Source organism: Streptomyces sp. 3330, assembly GCF_031456635.1.
GTDB lineage: Bacteria > Actinomycetota > Actinomycetes > Streptomycetales > Streptomycetaceae > Streptomyces.
Map to the genome: position 1 here is coordinate 225,831 of NZ_JAVDVA010000013.1, position 16,040 is coordinate 241,870.

Consider the following 16,040-nt stretch of genomic DNA (forward strand, 5'->3'; position numbering starts at 1 on the left):
CGCTCGCCGACTGCCGAGCGCACGAGGCCGCCGTGCGGTGCGGTGTCACCCCGACCGTTCCGCTGTCGTACACCGGAAGCCCCCCGTCAGTGCTGCAGCAGAGGCCGAAACGCCCACGGAAACGCGTTTCCGCGCCGTTGCCGACTCCGCCCGCTCAAGCCGGGCTCCGCACCGCCCGCAGCCGGCGAACCAGCCGCCCCGTCCACCTCGTCCGCCCCGTTCTCCTCCGCCGCATCAGCCGTCTCACGCGCCCGTCACTCCCCCACCCCGTCCCCTCGCGGGTCCGCACGCGTCCGGTGTTCCTGTGGGCTGACGCCGTACGCGCGTTTGAAGGCGCTGGAGAGGGCGAAAGCGCTTCCGTAGCCGACCTGGCGGGCGATCGCGCCGATCGTGTCCTCGGTGTCGCGCAGTCGGTCGGCGGCGAGAGCGAGGCGCCGGCCGGTGAGGTAGGTCATCGGGGGTTCGCCCACGAGGTCGCTGAAGCGCCGGGCCATGGCCGCCCGGGAGACGCCCGCCTTCGCGGCGAGGGAGGCGACCGTCCAGGGGTGCGCCGGGTCGTCCTGGACCAGCCGCAGAACGCGGCCCACGACCGGATCGGCCAGCGCCTGGTACCAGGACGGCGTCGCCGCTTCCGGGCGGGAGAACCAGGCCCGCAGGGCGGCGATGACCAAGAGGTCGAGCAGGCGGTCCAGGACGACCTCCTGACCGGGTTCGTCGCGGACGATCTCCTCCATGAGCAGCGGGGTCAGCGGGCACGGCCAGATGCTCGGCGTCAGGGTCAGCAAGGGGGGCAGCGCGTCGAGCAGCCGGCCGCTGATCTCGCCCTGCATCAGGTACGTGCCGATCAGGACGACCGTGGCGCCGTCCGGCCGGTCGCCCCAGGTGCGCACACCGAGGTCCACGGAGCCGTTGAGGAGGCGCCCGTCCGGATAGGCGCACTGCCCACCGGGGAGGATCAGCGCCTGCGGAGGCGTGCCGGGGGCGTCGGCGCAGGTGTAGGGGGCCGGGCCACGGGCGATGGCGAGGTCGCCGGCGCGCAGGCGGACGTGCTCGCCGTCGTCCGGCACGACCCAGCCGTCACCGCGCACCATGAGCATCACGGTCAGCGGGGCGCGGTCCTCGACCCGTACGGCCCAGGGCGGGTCGAGGCATGCGCGGATCATGAGGGCGCCCCGCGCGCGTGGGCCCTCCAGAAGGCCCCCGAGGGGGTCCCCCCGCGTGAGCAGGGTCGAGCGTGGGGGAGCGTCCATGCGGTCAGCGTAGACGCGCGCTTATGGGAATGAGCCGTTCAGCGATGGGACCGTGCGGCGTACGGCAGTTGACTGAACGCATGACACAGGACACGGCACAGCGGATGACACTGGTGGTGACCGGCGCGACCGGTCGTACGGGGAGCCGGGTGGCGCAGGCGGCCGAGTCGGCCGGGCTGACGGTGCGGGCGGCCTCACGCGCCCAGGGGTTCGACTGGCACGACGGGTCGACCTGGGCGGACGTGCTGCGCGGCGCCGACGCGGCGTATCTGGTGCATCCCTCGGACGTGGGGGCGCCGGACGCGGCCGACGCGGTGGGACGGCTGGCCCGTCAGGCGGTCGCGCTCGGGGTCCGGCGGCTGGTGCTGCTGTCGTCGCGGGGTGAGGAGCGGGCGCTGCCGACCGAGGAGGCGCTGCGGGCGTCGGGGGCGGACTGGACGGTCGTGCGGGCCGCGTGGTTCGCGCAGAACCTCAGCGAGGGGCCGCTGGTGGAGGAACTGCGGCAGACCGGGGAGCTGGTGTTCGCGGGTGGCGAGGTGCAGGAGCCGTTCGTCGACCTGCGCGATGTCGCCGACGTGGTGGTGAGAACGCTTACCGGGGGTGATCGGTACGTGGGCGAGACAGTGGAGGTGTCCGGACCGCGGCTGCTGACGTTTCGGGAAGCGGTTGCAGAGGTCGGGCGGGCAGCCGGGCGCGCGCTGACGTACACGCCCGTTCCGGCAGCCGAGTACGGTGAGCGGCTGGCCGGGTTCGGGGTGCCGCCGGAGGAAGTGGCGTTCCTGGTGGAATTGTTCGCGTCGTTGCTGGACGGTCGTAACGCGTATCTCTCGGACGGGGTCCAGCAGGTGCTCGGCCGTGAGCCGCGCGACTTCACGGAGTTCGCGAAGGAGTCGGCGACGGCGGGCGTCTGGAAAGCGTAGTTTCCGCGTTTCCGGGACGCTCCGGGCCCTGCCCGCCGGCTTCTCGCCCCCGGCTTCTCGGTCCGCTCCCCGGGAGCTCACCTCTCGGGAGGCTGTTCCTCGCTGTTCCCGCCGGTTCCCCCGTGGCTCTTCGGAGAACTCTTCGCGTGCGTCCGGAAACGTCCCGTGACGTCTTCCGGCGGAAGGAAGCGGGACCACCGCTCGGGGAACTCGGACGGCATGTCGGGATCGTCGGGGTCGTAGTCCTCCTGGGAGCGGATCGCGGCCATGCGGGCGACGTACTCGGCGGCCTCCTCCTCCCGGAGCCGCTCGTTGGCGGCGCGGGCCGCCGCCGTCGCGGCGGCCGGCCAGACCCGGTCGATCGCGGCGTTGACGGCGGCCCCGACCAGCACAGCGAACGCGGACACGCCGATCCACAGCAGGACGGCGACGGCGGCGGCGAGGGACCCGTAGATGGTGGCGCCCTCGATCGTGCTGGTCAGGTAGATGCGCAGCAGGAAACTGCCGAGCACCCACATGGCGAGGGCGACGAGCGCGCCGGGGACGTCCTCGATCCACGGTGAGCGCACGGGGACGGACACGTGGTAGAGCGTTGTCAGGAACGCGACCGAGAGGACGATCACGACCGGCCAGTACAGGACCTGGACCACGGTGGTCGACCAGGGGACGATCCGCACCACCGCGTCCGGCCCGGCGACCATCAGGGGCAGTGCGACCGAGCCGATGAGGAGGGCCCCGACGAACAGCAGGAAGGCGACCAGCCGCGTCTTGACGATCCCGCGCACGCCGTCGAGGCCGTACATCACGGTGATGGTGTCGATGAAGACGTTCACCGCGCGCGAGCCCGACCAGAGCGCGAACAGGAAGCCGATGGAGATGACGTCGGGGCGGCCGCCCTTCATCACGTCGTCGAGGATCGGCTGGGCGATCTGCCTGACGCCCTTGTCCGAGAGGACCGTGCGCGAGGCGTCGAGGAGGTTGGCCTCCAGGCTGGTGATGGTGTCGGTACCCGTCCAGTCGTCGACGTAGCCGAGCAGGCCGATGAGGCTGAGCAGCAGCGGCGGCACGGACAGCAACGTGAAGAAAGCGGCTTCGGCGGCGAGACCGAGGATGCGGTACTCGATGCAGGAATTGACGGTGTCCTTCAACAGCAGCCAGGCTGTCCGTCGCTTGGAAACGTTCCGGTAAAGGGCACGCGCCCGGTGGAGACGCCCGGTGGGGCTTCCGGGTTGCTCGGGTGACTGACTTCCTGGCTGCACGCCCTAAAGGTATCCGCCGTTCGGGGCTGCACTCACCTCCGGCAAGGCCACTTCACCGGGTCGGGGAGCGGCACGCGGGCTGCTGGGCGGCCATGACCGTCGTACCCGGGGGTAGGTTCGGGCTATGGCAGGCACCACGCACACCGTGACCAACCAGCCCCCGCCCCTGACCGGGTACGACGTGTACGGCGTTGATCAGGCGCTCGTGGCGGCCGTGGAACGGCACCTTGATCCGGAACTGCTCGACGAGGCGCACGGCGAGCTGTCGGCACTGGGCCGGGCCGCCGGATCGGAACAGTTGCACGAGTGGGCTGTGCAGGCCGACGAGAATCCGCCGGTGCTGCGGACGCACGACCGGTACGGGCACCGCGTCGACGAGGTCGACTTCCATCCCGCGTGGCACCGGCTGCTCGGCAAGGGGGTCGGAGCCCACCTGACGGACGCCTGGGTACGGCCGGGCGGGCATGTGCGGCGGGCGGCGGGCTTCCTCGTGTGGACGCAGGTGGAGGCGGGGAACGGCTGTCCGCTGTCGATGACCCACGCGGCGGTGCCCGCGCTGCGGGCCGATCCGGATCTGGCCGCCGAGTGGGAGCCGCGGCTGACGTCCACGATCTACGACCGTGAGCTGCGGCCGGCCCGGCTGAAGGCCGGGGCGCTGTTCGGCATGGGAATGACGGAGAAACAGGGGGGCAGCGACGTCCGCGCGAACGCCACGGTGGCCACTCCGCTCGCCGAGGACGGTACGTACGAGCTGACCGGTCACAAGTGGTTCTGTTCGGCGCCCATGTCGGACGGTTTCCTGGTGCTCGCGCAGGCGGCCCCGCTCCGGGGCGGAGGCGGACTCACCTGTTTCCTGGTGCCGCGCGTGCTGGAAGACGGTACCCGTAACGTTTTCCGCCTCCAGCGGCTCAAGGACAAGCTGGGAAACAGGTCCAACGCCTCCGCCGAGGTCGAGTTCGACGGGACGTGGGCCCGTCGGGTCGGTGAGGAGGGGCGTGGGGTGCGCACCATCATCGACATGGTCGCGGCGACCCGGCTCGACTGTGTGCTGGGCTCGGCGGGGCTGATGCGGCAGGCGGTGGCGCAGGCGATCCATCACTGCACGCACCGTGAGGTGTTCGGCGGCAAGCTCGTCGACAAGCCGCTGATGCGCAATGTGCTGGCCGACCTCGCCCTGGAGTCGGAGGCGGCGACCGTGCTCGGGCTGCGGCTCGCGGCCGCCTACGACGACGGTGGGGAGCAGGAGCGGGCGCTGCTGAGGATCGCTGTTCCGGCGGCCAAGTACTGGGTGACCAAGCGCTGCGCGCCGGTGGCCGTGGAGGCGTCGGAGTGTCTGGGTGGAAACGGTTACGTCGAGGAGTCGGGGATGCCCCGGCTGGTGCGCGAGTCGCCGTTGAACTCGATCTGGGAGGGCGCGGGCAACGTCCAGGCGCTGGACGTGCTGCGGGCGATGCAACGGGAGCCGCAGGCGCTGAACGCCTATCTCCAGGAGGTGGGGCAGGCGCGCGGGGCCGATCACCGGCTGGACAGGGCGATCAAGGGCCTGCTGACGGAACTGGCCGACCTGGACGGCGTCGAGGCACGGGCGCGTCGGCTGGCCGAGCGGTTCGCTCTGGTGCTTCAAGGCGCACTGCTCGTGCGATTCGCGCCGCCGGAGGTCGCCGACGCGTTCTGCGCCTCACGGCTGGGCGGGGACGGGGGCGCGGCCTTCGGGACACTGCCCCACAGCCTGGACCTGGCGTCCATCGTCGAGCGGGCCGCACCCCGTCACTGAACCGCGCCGGCCTGCGCGAACAGGAAGCGGGGGTGGTGCTGCGCCGACACGGCACCACCCCCGCCGCAATGGCCCTGCGAGGCCAGAATCGCCGCTCGGGACGACGTGGCTCAAGTTTCAAACACCCGGTGGACGTTCACCAGGGTTGCAGGAGGTTGCAACTTGTCGGTGGTTGTGACCGGAGTGTGCCCCTCCGTCACCGTTGGACGGCAAGATGGGGCCTTCAGCAAGACCGGAAACAGTCGGCGCAGAAACTTGACATCCGGTTGTCCGACTGTGTGCTCCCGGGAGGCCCTGTGGTGATGCCACCGATGAACGTGCCGCAACTCGCGGCCGTCGACGCCGCGCGGGCGGCACGGGTGCTCAACGAGGTGCGTGACGCCCGGCTGGCAGGTCAGCGGGCCCGCGTCGCCCCCCGCCCCGTGATCGAGCAGTCCTGGGAGCGGATGCTGCGCAGCGGCGTCGACCCGGAACACGATTTCCGAGCGGGGCTGCTCAGCTCCGACGAGGTGCGGCGCAGGCGGGAGGAATCACCGTTGCGAGACGTGCTTCCGGTGCTGCGCCAGGGTCTGCTGTCGGTCGCGGACGTCGCCCACCACATCATGGTCGTCGCCGACGGGGAGGGGCGGGTGCTGTGGCGTGAGGGCTGCGGACCCGTGCTGCGCAAGGCGGACGGGCTCGGCTTCGAGCTGGGCGCGGACTGGGGCGAGGCCGTGGTCGGCACCAACGGCGTGGGCACGCCGGCGGTGGTGCGCCGTCCCGTGCAGGTGTTCGCCGCCGAGCACTTCGTGCGTTCGCACGCGGCGTGGACCTGCGCGGGCGCTCCGATCACCGACCCGCGCAACGGCCGGCTGCTCGGTGTCGTCGATGTCAGCGGGCCGATGGAGACGATGCATCCGGCCACGCTCGCCTGGGTCGACTCGGTGGCGAAACTCGCCGAGTCCACGTTGCGGGAGAGACATCTGGGGTCGCTGGAGCAGTTGCGCGCGGTGGCGGCGCCGGTGCTGGCCCGCCTCGGCGGCCGGGCGGCGGCGGTGGACGCGGACGGGTGGACGGCCGCGGTGACCGGGATGCCGTACATGAGCCGTATCGCGCTGCCCAAGTCGCCGTCCCCGGGCCGACGCTGGCTCCCGGCGCTCGGTCTGTGCTCGTTCGAGCCGCTGGCCGGGGGCTGGCTGGTGCGGTCGGTGGACGGGACCGCCGAGGCGGGGCCGGGCGGCGCGACCCGGATCGTGCTGGACCTGACCCGGTCCCGGCGCTGGTCGGTGACGGTGTCGGGGGGCGCGGGGTCGTGGTCCCACGAACTCAGTCCCCGGCATGCCGAGTTGCTCTACCTGCTGGCCGCCGACCGGGGCGGGCGCAGCGCGGCGGGCCTGGCCGCGGACATGTTCGGCGACCCGGGCCGCACGGTGACGGTACGGGCCGAGATGTCCCGGGTGCGGCGATATCTCGGGGGGGTCCTGGAACATCGGCCGTATCGTTTCTGCGAAGACGCCGAGGTCGAGGTGCTCCTTCCGGCGGACGCACGGGCGCTCCTTCCGCATTCCACCGCGCCCGCGGTGGTGAGAAACCGGGCGGCGGCGCCGTAGCGCACCTGATCGATCAGGGGCCTTCCGGTGGCATGTTCCGCATATTTGCGGGGTCTTCGTCCCCTACCGGGCCCGACTGCCGTAGCATCCCTCTACGGGTCACCCCACCTGCTCCTCGGTCAACGTACGGATCATCAGGCGCAGTTGGCCCGCCTCGGGAGGGCAAATGAAGCAACGCGGCCGACACCGCCGGCGCAGACGAGGCAGGGCACTGCGCGCGTTCCTGTCCGGAACCGCTCTCGCGCTCACCGCTGCCGCCACCATGATCAGCGCCTCCCAGGCCACGGTCACGGACGACGGGCCCGGGGACCTGAAACCGCTGACGACCTCGGCGGAGACCGCAGAACTGCGCCTCACGGAGAACCGGGTACCGCAGGCCTCCCTGGACCGGCTCGCCGCCGGAATGGGCCGACCGGTCGGCGTCGGCGCGGTGCTGGACGGGGCCGACCGTGCCCTGCGGGACGCGATCGACTGCTCGGCCGCCGAGCGCAAGGCCCTGCCCGTCTCCCCCGCGGCCTCGCGCGCCTACTGCTGGAACACGGACGACACCGAGGGCTGGCAGCCGGGCGCGGTCACCACGTCGGGGGACGCGGACGACGACGGCGTCTGGGGCTCGAACCGGGTGATCCTCTCCGGCTGGTCACGCAGCGGCGGCACGGTCGCCGACCGGGGCCTGGCCCGGGTCGGTTTCGTGAACGCGGGCGACCTGAACCACCTCACCTACACCTGGGCACTGCTCGCCGTCCCGGTGGACGAGGGGCGGGACTACCGGGGGCTGGTCTCCCATGTCTCCGGGATGGTCTGGTACCAGGACAAACTGCTGGTCACCGCCGATGAAGGGGACCGGGCCGCGCTCTACGTGTACGACATGAACCGGGTCCAGCGGGCGACCGTCGCCGGTGAAGCGGTCGGGCGGGTGCCCGGCGGCTGGTCCGCAAACGGTTACCGCTTCGTACTGCCCGCCATCGGCTCCTACGAGCTGAGCGGGGCCTCCGACGCACCGCACCCCGCAACCGTTTCCCTCGACCGCAGCACCGCGCCGGACAGCCTGGTCGCCGGGGAATGGACCCTCGACGACGGCGACCGGGACGCCCGCCTGTGGCGCTACCCCTTCAGCACGGCCCCCGGCCACGAGGGGCTGCTCGCCACGAGCACCACCGGACGGGTCCGGGCCTCGGAGGCGTACGAGACGAAGGTGACGGGCGTACGGGGCGTGCTGTCGTACGGACAGGAGTGGTACGTGACCCGTGCCGCCGGCCCGCGGGACAGGCAGGGGACGCTGTGGCGGCAGGACGCCGGCCGTGGCGACGACAAGGGCCACACGTCCGACGCGGCCGTGTGCGGCGCCGAGGAAACGCACAGCTGCTGGAGCCCGCAGACCGAATCCCTCTCCTACTGGGAGGCGACCGGCGAGGTCTGGACCCAGTCGGGACGGACCCTCTTCGCACTGCCGCTGGCCTCGATCGACAGAACAACCGGGTAGATGATTCCCTGACGGGCATGACCAACATCCCCGTGACCACCTGGTCCCTGGAGCAGACCGACCCGGCCGACGCCCTCCCGGCCGCCGCGCCCGAGGGCGACGTCCGGATCGTCCGCTCCGAGGTCCCCTCCCCCGAGTTCAGCCGTTTCCTGTACGCGTCCGTCGGCGGGGACATCCGCTGGATCGACCGGCTGCGCTGGACGTACGCGCAGTGGCAGGAGCATCTGGCGCGTCCGGGGGTCGAGACCTGGGTCGCCCACGACCGGGGCACGCCGGCCGGGTACGTGGAGCTGGAGCCGCAGGACGACGGCGTCGTAGAAATCGTTTACTTCGGTCTGATCCCGGCCTTCCGGGGACGGCGCATCGGCGGTCACCTGCTGGCGTACGGCGCCGCCCGGGCCTGGGACCTCGCGGACCGCTGGCCGGGGCTGCCGCAGACCAAGCGGGTGTGGCTGCACACGTGCAGCCTGGACGGCGAGCACGCCATGGACAACTATCAGCGGCGCGGTTTCAAGCTGTTCGACACCAAGGTCGAGGAGCAGCCCGAGGTGTCCGCACCGGGTCCCTGGCCGGGCGCCCTCCCGGCCTGACCCTTCGCTCATACCGGCTGTGACCTGCGTCGACAAGAGATCCCGCAGGTCATGTGATCGACGCCACCCTTGTCTCGCATTTCGGGACAAGGGTGTCCGCATCGCGGACGAAGCTGGACTGTGTCCAGATCGCCGTGACACGCTTTCGCCATGTCCGGAACTGGAATTGCCTTGGTGAGTCGGCGGCACGTCGACCTCGGCCGCATGTCCAGCGCCATCTGTCCGGCGAGCTGACGAGCCGCAGCACCGCCGACATCTCCGTTCGAGCCCCCTGCCTGCGCAAGGACGCGCAGGCATGCTCCATGCGCCCGCGCGCGCAGGTCAGAGCCGCTTCCCGCCTGTCCCGAAGGACGTATCAACCATGGCCGCCACCCCGCAGAACCCTGCCGCCGCGACTTCCCGCCGCAAGGTGAGCCGTCACCGCGGTGAGGGCCAGTGGGCCGCGGGACACTTCACCCCGCTCAACGGCAACGAGCAGTTCAAGAAGGACGACGACGGTCTCAATGTGCGGACACGCATTGAGACGATCTACTCCAAGCGGGGGTTCGACTCGATCGACCCCAATGACCTGCGCGGCCGGATGCGCTGGTGGGGTCTGTACACCCAGCGCAAGCCGGGGATCGACGGCGGCAAGACGGCGATCCTGGAGCCGGAGGAGCTGGACGACAAGTACTTCATGCTGCGGGTCCGCATCGACGGCGGGCGGCTGACCACCGAGCAACTGAGGGTGATCGGCGAGATCTCGCAGGAGTTCGCACGCGGCACGGCCGACCTCACCGACCGGCAGAACGTCCAGTACCACTGGATCCGCATCGAGGACGTGCCCGAGATCTGGAACCGCCTCGAGGCGGTCGGCCTGTCGACCACCGAGGCCTGCGGCGACACGCCCCGGACGATCCTCGGTTCGCCGGTGGCCGGCATCGCCGAGGACGAGATCATCGACGGCAGCCCGGCCGTCGAGGAGATCCACCGTCGGTTCATCGGCAGCAAGGAGTTCTCCAACCTGCCGCGCAAGTTCAAGACGGCGATCTCCGGCTCCCCGCTCCTGGACGTCGCCCACGAGATCAACGACGTCGCGTTCGTCGGCGTCGAGCACCCCGAGCACGGCCCCGGCTTCGACCTGTGGGTCGGCGGCGGCCTGTCCACCAACCCGAAGATCGGCGTCCGGCTCGGCGCCTGGGTCCCGCTGGACGAGGTCCCCGACGTCTGGGCCGGCGTGATCGGCATCTTCCGCGACTACGGCTACCGGCGCCTGCGCACCCGGGCCCGCCTGAAGTTCCTGGTCGCCGACTGGGGCCCGGAGAAGTTCCGCCAGATCCTCCAGGACGAGTACCTCGGGCGCACGCTGGCCGACGGCCCGGCGCCCGCCGCCCCTGTCGAGCGCTGGCGTGACCACGTGGGGGTGCACCGCCAGCAGGACGGCCGTTACTACGTCGGTTTCGCACCGCGCGTCGGACGCGTGGACGGCGCCACCCTGACGAAGATCGCGGAGCTCGCCGAGGCGCACGGCTCGGGCCGGGTGCGGACCACCGTCGAGCAGAAGATGATCGTCCTCGACGTCGAGGAAGGTCAGGTCGAGTCGCTGGTCGAGGCGCTCGAGGCGCTGGACCTGACCGCCAGGCCCTCCCCGTTCCGGCGCGGCACCATGGCCTGCACCGGCATCGAGTACTGCAAGCTCGCCATCGTCGAGACCAAGCAGCGCGGCTCCACCCTGATCGACGAACTCGAGCGCCGCATCCCGGAGTTCGACGAGCCGATCACCATCAACATCAACGGCTGCCCGAACGCCTGCGCCCGCATCCAGGTCGCGGACATCGGCCTCAAGGGCCAGCTGGTCCTCAACGACCAGGGTGAGCAGGTCGAGGGCTTCCAGGTGCACCTGGGCGGCGCCCTCGGGCTGGAAGCCGGTTTCGGCCGCAAGGTCCGTGGTCTGAAGGTCACTTCGGAAGAGCTGCCGGACTATGTGGAACGCGTGCTGAAGCGCTTCCAGGACGAGCGCGAGGACGGCGAGCGGTTCGCCGTCTGGGCCACGCGCGCCAGCGAGGAGGCTCTCTCATGAGCGAGCGGGCCGCACCCTTCTACTGCCCCTACTGCGGCGACGAGGACCTGCGTCCGAGCGAACAGGGACATGGCGCCTGGGAATGCGCGGCGTGCAACCGCGCATTCCAGCTGAAGTTCCTCGGGCTGCTCGCCCGGGGCGTTCAGCGCACCGACCCGGGAGGGGACCGAATATGACGACGCTTCAGGAAGGCCGTACGACCGACGAGTTGAAGGCGCTCGCCGAACAGGCGGGCCGCGACCTGGAGGAGGCCTCCGCACTGGAGATCCTCCAGTGGGCGGTGGACACCTTCGGCGAGCAGTTCTGCGTGACGTCCTCGATGGAGGACGCCGTGGTCGCGCACCTGGCGTCCCGGGTCCAGAAGGGCGTGGACGTGGTGTTCCTCGACACCGGTTACCACTTCCCCGAGACCATCGGCACCCGGGACGCGGTCGAGGCGGTGATGGACGTCAACGTCATCACGCTCACCCCGCGCCGGACGGTCGCCGAGCAGGACGCCGAGCACGGGCCGAAGCTGCACGACCGCGACCCCGACCTGTGCTGCAAGTTGCGCAAGGTGGAGCCGTTGGAAGAGGGGCTCAAGGGCTACCGGGCCTGGGCCACCGGCCTGCGGCGCGACGAGTCCGCGACCCGGGCGGGGACTCCGGTCGTCGGCTGGGACGAGAAGCGGCAGAAGGTCAAGATCTCGCCCATCGCCCGCTGGACGCAGGACGACGTCGACGCGTACATCACCGAGCACGGCGTGCTGTCCAACCCCCTGCTGATGGACGGTTACGCCTCCGTCGGCTGCGCCCCCTGCACCCGCCGGGTCCTGGCGGGCGAGGACGCGCGCGCCGGCCGCTGGGCGGGACGCGCGAAGACCGAATGCGGACTGCACGGCTGACCGCGATGGCCTCGACCTCCCCGAACAGCCCTGCCCCCACCCCCACTTCTACGAACCGGGAGAACCACGTGACGACCGGAGCCACCGTCTGGCTCACGGGTCTGCCGAGCGCCGGCAAGACCACCATCGCGTACGAGCTGGCCGGCCGGCTGCGCGAGGAGGGCCACCGTGTCGAGGTGCTCGACGGCGACGAGATCCGCGAGTTCATCTCCGCGGGCCTCGGTTTCAGCCGCGAGGACCGGCACATCAACGTGCAGCGCATCGGTTTCCTGGCCGAACTGCTCGCCCGTAACGGCGTGAAGGCCCTGGTCCCCGTGATCGCGCCGTACGCGGACAGCCGGGAAGCGGTGCGCAAGCGCCATCAGGAAAGTGGAACCGGTTACCTGGAGGTGCACGTGGCGACCCCGGTCGAGGTGTGCTCGGTCCGGGACGTGAAGGGTCTGTACGCGAAGCAGGCGGCGGGCGAGCTGTCCGGGCTGACCGGGGTCGACGACCCCTACGAGGCCCCCGAGTCGCCGGATCTGCGGATCGAGTCCCAGGACCAGACCGTGCAGGAGTCCGCGGCGTCGGTGTACGCCCTGCTCACCGAGAGGGGACTGGCATGACGACGACCGTCGCAGAAGCCGAGGAGGGCACGGCCAGCCCGTACGCCCTCAGCCACCTGGACGCGCTGGAGTCCGAGGCGGTGCACATCTTCCGCGAGGTGGCGGGCGAGTTCGAGAAGCCGGTGATCCTGTTCTCCGGCGGCAAGGACTCCATCGTCATGCTGCACCTGGCCCTGAAGGCGTTCGCCCCGGCCCCGGTGCCCTTCTCACTGCTGCACGTGGACACCGGGCACAACTTCCCCGAGGTCCTCGAATACCGCGACCGGGTCGTCGCCGCGCACGGGCTGCGCCTGCACGTGGCCTCCGTCCAGGAGTACATCGACCGCGGCGCGCTGCGCGAACGCCCCGACGGCACGCGCAACCCGCTCCAGACGCTGCCGCTGACGGAGAAGATCCAGTCCGAGAAGTTCGACGCCGTCTTCGGCGGCGGGCGCCGCGACGAGGAGAAGGCCCGCGCCAAGGAACGGGTGTTCTCCCTGCGCGACGAGTTCTCCCAGTGGGACCCCCGCCGCCAGCGACCGGAGCTGTGGAACCTCTACAACGGCCGGCACGCGCCCGGTGAGCACGTCCGGGTCTTCCCGCTGTCCAACTGGACCGAGCTCGACGTCTGGCAGTACATCGCCCGTGAGGGCATCGAACTGCCGGAGATCTACTTCGCGCACGACCGGGAGGTCTTCCGGCGCGGCGGGATGTGGCTGACCGCCGGCGAGTGGGGCGGACCGAAGGACGGCGAGACCGTGGAGAAGCGCCTCGTGCGCTACCGGACCGTCGGCGACATGTCCTGCACCGGCGCCGTCGACTCCGACGCGGTGACGCTCGACGACGTCATCGCCGAGATCGCCGCCTCCCGGCTCACCGAGCGCGGCGCCACCCGCGCCGACGACAAGATGTCCGAGGCCGCGATGGAAGACCGCAAGCGCGAGGGGTACTTCTAAGCATGAGCACGATCACCTCCGAGGAACTCTCGGCAACGACCCTGCTGCGTTTCGCCACCGCCGGTTCCGTCGACGACGGCAAGTCCACGCTCGTGGGCCGGCTCCTGCACGACTCGAAGTCGATCCTCACCGATCAGCTGGAGGCCGTGGAGCGTGTCTCGGCGAGTCGCGGCCAGGAGGCCCCCGACCTGGCGCTCCTCACCGACGGCCTGCGCGCCGAGCGCGAGCAGGGCATCACCATCGACGTGGCCTACCGCTACTTCGCCACGCCCCGGCGCCGCTTCATCCTCGCCGACACGCCCGGTCACGTGCAGTACACCCGCAACATGGTGACGGGTGCCTCCACGGCCGAGCTGACGGTGATCCTGGTCGACGCCCGCAACGGGGTGGTGGAACAAACGCGCAGGCACGCGGCGATCGCGGCCCTGCTCCGTGTTCCGCACGTCGTCCTCGCCGTCAACAAGATGGACCTCGTCGAGTACCGGGAAACCGTCTTCGCGCAGATTGCCGAGGAGTTCACGGCGTACGCGAGCGAGCTCGGCGTTCCCGAGGTCACCGCGATCCCGATCTCGGCGCTCGCCGGTGACAACGTGGTGGATCCGTCCGCGCACATGGACTGGTACGGCGGGCCGACGTTCCTGGAACACCTGGAAACGGTTCCCGTCAGTCACGACCTGGCGCACTGCCACGCACGGCTGCCCGTGCAGTACGTGATCCGTCCGCAGACCGCCGAGCACCCGGACTACCGGGGATACGCGGGTCAGATCGCGGCCGGTACGTTCCACGTGGGCGAGGCCGTGACGGTTCTGCCGTCCGGCCGGACCTCGACGATCTCGGGCATCGACCTGCTGGGCGAGCCGGTGGACGCGGCGTGGACGACCCAGTCGGTGACCGTGCTGCTCAGCGACGACATCGACATCTCGCGCGGCGACCTGATCGTGCCCACCAAGGACGCGCCGCCCACCACGCAGGACGTCGAGGCGACCGTGTGCCACGTGGCCGACCAGCCGCTGACCGTCGGGCACCGGGTGCTGATCAAGCACGGCACCCGCACGGTCAAAGCCATCGTCAAGGACATCCCGTCCCGTCTCACGCTCGATGACCTGTCCCTGCACCCGCACCCGGGACAGCTCATCGCGAACGACATCGGCCGCGTGAAGATCCGCACCGCGGAACCGCTTCCAGTGGATTCCTACGCCGACTCCCGCCGCACCGGCTCGTTCATCCTGATCGACCCGGCCGACGGCACCACGCTCACGGCGGGCATGGTCGGCGAGTCGTTCGCGTCGCCGGAGCCGGTCAAGGACGAGTCCGACGACGACGGCTGGGACTTCTGACCATGACCACAACCGACTTCTACTCGACGTTCGCGAAGGAGGGCGGCCGTGTCGGCAGCGGCGCCCTCGGCAGCGGGCAGGGCGGGGTGGCGCGATGTGCGCTCTGACGTACGCGCACTGCCTGCGCGCCCCGTCCCCCCACCCGCCGTCCCGGAAGCGACGAAAACCCTTTGCCGATTTCCCGGCCACGACCTGAAAACCCGTGACCGCCGGGCCAACGAGAGGAACCCCTCCCGTGCCTGCCAACCGCTCAGTTCTTCTTCGCCGCGGCATCGCCGCCGCAGCGGCCCTTCCGCTGCTCGCCCTGGCCGCCTGCGGCTACGGGTCCGAGGCCAAGGACGACAACGCCAACGAGAAGGTCGCCGCCGGCTCGGAGAAGATCGACGGGCTCGACACCGTCAAGATCGGCTACTTCGGCAACCTGACGCACGCCACCGCGCTGGTCGGACGTGAGCAGGGCATCTTCCAGAAGTCGCTGGGCGCCACCAAGGCGTCGTACGCGACCTTCAACGCCGGCCCGTCCGAGATCGAGGCGCTGAACGCCGGCTCCATCGACATCGGCTGGATCGGCCCCTCGCCGGCGATCAACGGCTTCACCAAGTCCGCCGGCAAGAGCCTGCGCATCATCGGCGGTTCGGCGTCCGGCGGTGTGAAGCTCGTCGTCGATCCGGACAAGGTCAAGTCCCTCAAGGACGTCAAGGGCAAGAAGATCGCGACGCCTCAGCTCGGCAACACGCAGGACGTGGCGTTCCTGAACTGGATCGCGGACCAGGGCTGGAAGGTCGACGCCCAGAGCGGCAAGGGCGACGTAACCGTTGTCCGCAGCGACAACAAGGTGACCCCGGACGCGTTCAAGGCCGGTTCGATCGACGGCGCCTGGGTGCCGGAGCCGACCGCGTCGAAGCTGGTCGCCGAGGGCGGCAAGGTGCTGCTCGACGAGGCGTCGCTGTGGCCCGACAAGAAGTTCGTGATCACGAACATCATCGTGTCGCAGAAGTTCCTCACGGAGCACCCGAAGGTCGTCGAGGCGGTGCTGAAGGGTTCGGTCGCCTCCAACAAGTGGATCAACGCCAACCCGGCGGCGGCGAAGGCCTCGGCGAACAAGCAGCTGGAGGCGGACTCCGGCAAGGCACTGCCGACCGAGGTGCTGGACCCGGCGTGGACGTCGATCCAGTTCATCAACGACCCGCTGGCCTCCACGCTCGACGCCGAGGCGGCGCACGCGGTCAAGGCCGGTCTCCTGGAGAAGCCCGACCTCAAGGGCATCTACGACCTGAGCATCCTGAACAAGGTCCTCAAGGCCGAGGGCGAGTCCACGGTCGACGACGCCAATCTCGGCGTCAGCTGATCGGCATC

General features: G+C 70.6%; 15 protein-coding genes. 13 read left to right on the forward strand and 2 right to left on the reverse strand.

Annotation, left to right across the window (positions count from 1 at the left end):
- Positions 1–254 precede the first annotated feature (254 nt).
- Positions 255–1,250 carry an AraC family transcriptional regulator gene (locus tag J2X68_RS22765; RefSeq protein WP_310434384.1) on the reverse strand — a complete coding sequence of 332 codons (996 nt, stop codon included), beginning with the start codon at positions 1,248–1,250 and terminating at the stop codon, positions 255–257.
- Between the two features lie 80 nt (positions 1,251–1,330).
- On the opposite strand from J2X68_RS22765, the gene J2X68_RS22770 reads away from it, so the two are divergent.
- Positions 1,331–2,170 carry an NAD(P)H-binding protein gene (locus J2X68_RS22770; RefSeq protein WP_310434385.1) on the forward strand — a complete coding sequence of 280 codons (840 nt, stop codon included), beginning with the start codon at positions 1,331–1,333 and terminating at the stop codon, positions 2,168–2,170.
- 77 nt (positions 2,171–2,247) lie between these two features.
- On the opposite strand, the gene J2X68_RS22775 is transcribed toward J2X68_RS22770, so the two are convergent.
- Positions 2,248–3,429 (reverse strand): YihY/virulence factor BrkB family protein, encoded by a 1,182-nt coding sequence (locus tag J2X68_RS22775; protein ID WP_310434386.1) that lies wholly within the window; start codon positions 3,427–3,429, stop codon positions 2,248–2,250.
- A 124-nt stretch (positions 3,430–3,553) separates the two neighbouring features.
- On the opposite strand from J2X68_RS22775, the gene J2X68_RS22780 reads away from it, so the two are divergent.
- The 12 genes from J2X68_RS22780 to J2X68_RS22835 all read left to right on the forward strand — a co-directional run bounded on the left by J2X68_RS22780 (position 3,554) and on the right by J2X68_RS22835 (position 16,032).
- Positions 3,554–5,203, forward strand: a complete 1,650-nt coding sequence (locus J2X68_RS22780; RefSeq protein WP_310434387.1) for an acyl-CoA dehydrogenase family protein — start codon at positions 3,554–3,556, stop codon at positions 5,201–5,203.
- A gap of 311 nt (positions 5,204–5,514) precedes the next feature.
- A complete protein-coding gene (locus J2X68_RS22785; RefSeq protein ID WP_310434388.1) occupies positions 5,515–6,792 on the forward strand; it encodes a GAF domain-containing protein in 1,278 nt (425 codons plus the stop codon).
- Positions 6,793–6,958: 166 nt separating this feature from the next.
- Positions 6,959–8,275, forward strand: a complete 1,317-nt coding sequence (locus tag J2X68_RS22790; protein WP_310434389.1) for a hypothetical protein — start codon at positions 6,959–6,961, stop codon at positions 8,273–8,275.
- Positions 8,276–8,292: 17 nt separating this feature from the next.
- Complete coding sequence (locus tag J2X68_RS22795; RefSeq protein WP_310434390.1) at positions 8,293–8,865, forward strand: GNAT family N-acetyltransferase; 573 nt, start codon at positions 8,293–8,295, stop codon at positions 8,863–8,865.
- 150 nt (positions 8,866–9,015) lie between these two features.
- Positions 9,016–9,099: a putative leader peptide gene (locus J2X68_RS22800; protein WP_309486338.1), complete on the forward strand. Its 84-nt coding sequence runs from the start codon at positions 9,016–9,018 to the stop codon at positions 9,097–9,099.
- A gap of 127 nt (positions 9,100–9,226) precedes the next feature.
- Complete coding sequence (locus J2X68_RS22805; protein WP_310434391.1) at positions 9,227–10,924, forward strand: nitrite/sulfite reductase; 1,698 nt, start codon at positions 9,227–9,229, stop codon at positions 10,922–10,924.
- Entirely contained in the window at positions 10,921–11,100 is a 180-nt protein-coding gene (locus tag J2X68_RS22810) for a hypothetical protein (RefSeq protein ID WP_054243299.1), read from the forward strand. The genes J2X68_RS22805 and J2X68_RS22810 overlap by 4 nt, the downstream gene beginning before the upstream one ends.
- On the forward strand, positions 11,097–11,807 hold the full coding sequence (locus tag J2X68_RS22815; protein WP_310434392.1) for a phosphoadenylyl-sulfate reductase: 711 nt from the start codon (positions 11,097–11,099) through the stop codon (positions 11,805–11,807). The genes J2X68_RS22810 and J2X68_RS22815 overlap by 4 nt, the downstream gene beginning before the upstream one ends.
- 5 nt (positions 11,808–11,812) lie before the next feature.
- The gene (gene cysC / locus J2X68_RS22820; RefSeq protein ID WP_310434422.1) at positions 11,813–12,412 is read left to right on the forward strand and encodes an adenylyl-sulfate kinase; all 600 of its coding nucleotides are present in this window, start codon (positions 11,813–11,815) and stop codon (positions 12,410–12,412) included.
- Positions 12,409–13,347, forward strand: a complete 939-nt coding sequence (gene cysD, locus J2X68_RS22825; protein WP_310434393.1) for a sulfate adenylyltransferase subunit CysD — start codon at positions 12,409–12,411, stop codon at positions 13,345–13,347. The genes cysC and cysD overlap by 4 nt, the downstream gene beginning before the upstream one ends.
- 2 nt (positions 13,348–13,349) lie before the next feature.
- Positions 13,350–14,684: a GTP-binding protein gene (locus tag J2X68_RS22830; RefSeq protein ID WP_310434394.1), complete on the forward strand. Its 1,335-nt coding sequence runs from the start codon at positions 13,350–13,352 to the stop codon at positions 14,682–14,684.
- Between the two features lie 235 nt (positions 14,685–14,919).
- Positions 14,920–16,032 (forward strand): aliphatic sulfonate ABC transporter substrate-binding protein, encoded by a 1,113-nt coding sequence (locus tag J2X68_RS22835; protein WP_310434395.1) that lies wholly within the window; start codon positions 14,920–14,922, stop codon positions 16,030–16,032.
- Positions 16,033–16,040: the final 8 nt, after the last annotated feature.

What these genes read in the sequence shown, in the direction of transcription:
- J2X68_RS22765 (WP_310434384.1), bottom strand. Translation starts at nt 1,250, where the DNA reads ATGGACGCTCCCCCACGCTCGACCCTGCTCACGCGGGGGGACCCCCTC.
- J2X68_RS22770 (WP_310434385.1), top strand. Translation starts at nt 1,331, where the DNA reads ATGACACAGGACACGGCACAGCGGATGACACTGGTGGTGACCGGCGCG.
- J2X68_RS22780 (WP_310434387.1), top strand. Translation starts at nt 3,554, where the DNA reads ATGGCAGGCACCACGCACACCGTGACCAACCAGCCCCCGCCCCTGACC.
- J2X68_RS22785 (WP_310434388.1), top strand. Translation starts at nt 5,515, where the DNA reads ATGAACGTGCCGCAACTCGCGGCCGTCGACGCCGCGCGGGCGGCACGG.
- J2X68_RS22790 (WP_310434389.1), top strand. Translation starts at nt 6,959, where the DNA reads ATGAAGCAACGCGGCCGACACCGCCGGCGCAGACGAGGCAGGGCACTG.
- J2X68_RS22795 (WP_310434390.1), top strand. Translation starts at nt 8,293, where the DNA reads ATGACCAACATCCCCGTGACCACCTGGTCCCTGGAGCAGACCGACCCG.
- J2X68_RS22800 (WP_309486338.1), top strand. Translation starts at nt 9,016, where the DNA reads ATGTCCGGAACTGGAATTGCCTTGGTGAGTCGGCGGCACGTCGACCTC.
- J2X68_RS22805 (WP_310434391.1), top strand. Translation starts at nt 9,227, where the DNA reads ATGGCCGCCACCCCGCAGAACCCTGCCGCCGCGACTTCCCGCCGCAAG.
- J2X68_RS22810 (WP_054243299.1), top strand. Translation starts at nt 10,921, where the DNA reads ATGAGCGAGCGGGCCGCACCCTTCTACTGCCCCTACTGCGGCGACGAG.
- J2X68_RS22815 (WP_310434392.1), top strand. Translation starts at nt 11,097, where the DNA reads ATGACGACGCTTCAGGAAGGCCGTACGACCGACGAGTTGAAGGCGCTC.
- cysC (WP_310434422.1), top strand. Translation starts at nt 11,813, where the DNA reads ATGGCCTCGACCTCCCCGAACAGCCCTGCCCCCACCCCCACTTCTACG.
- cysD (WP_310434393.1), top strand. Translation starts at nt 12,409, where the DNA reads ATGACGACGACCGTCGCAGAAGCCGAGGAGGGCACGGCCAGCCCGTAC.
- J2X68_RS22830 (WP_310434394.1), top strand. Translation starts at nt 13,350, where the DNA reads ATGAGCACGATCACCTCCGAGGAACTCTCGGCAACGACCCTGCTGCGT.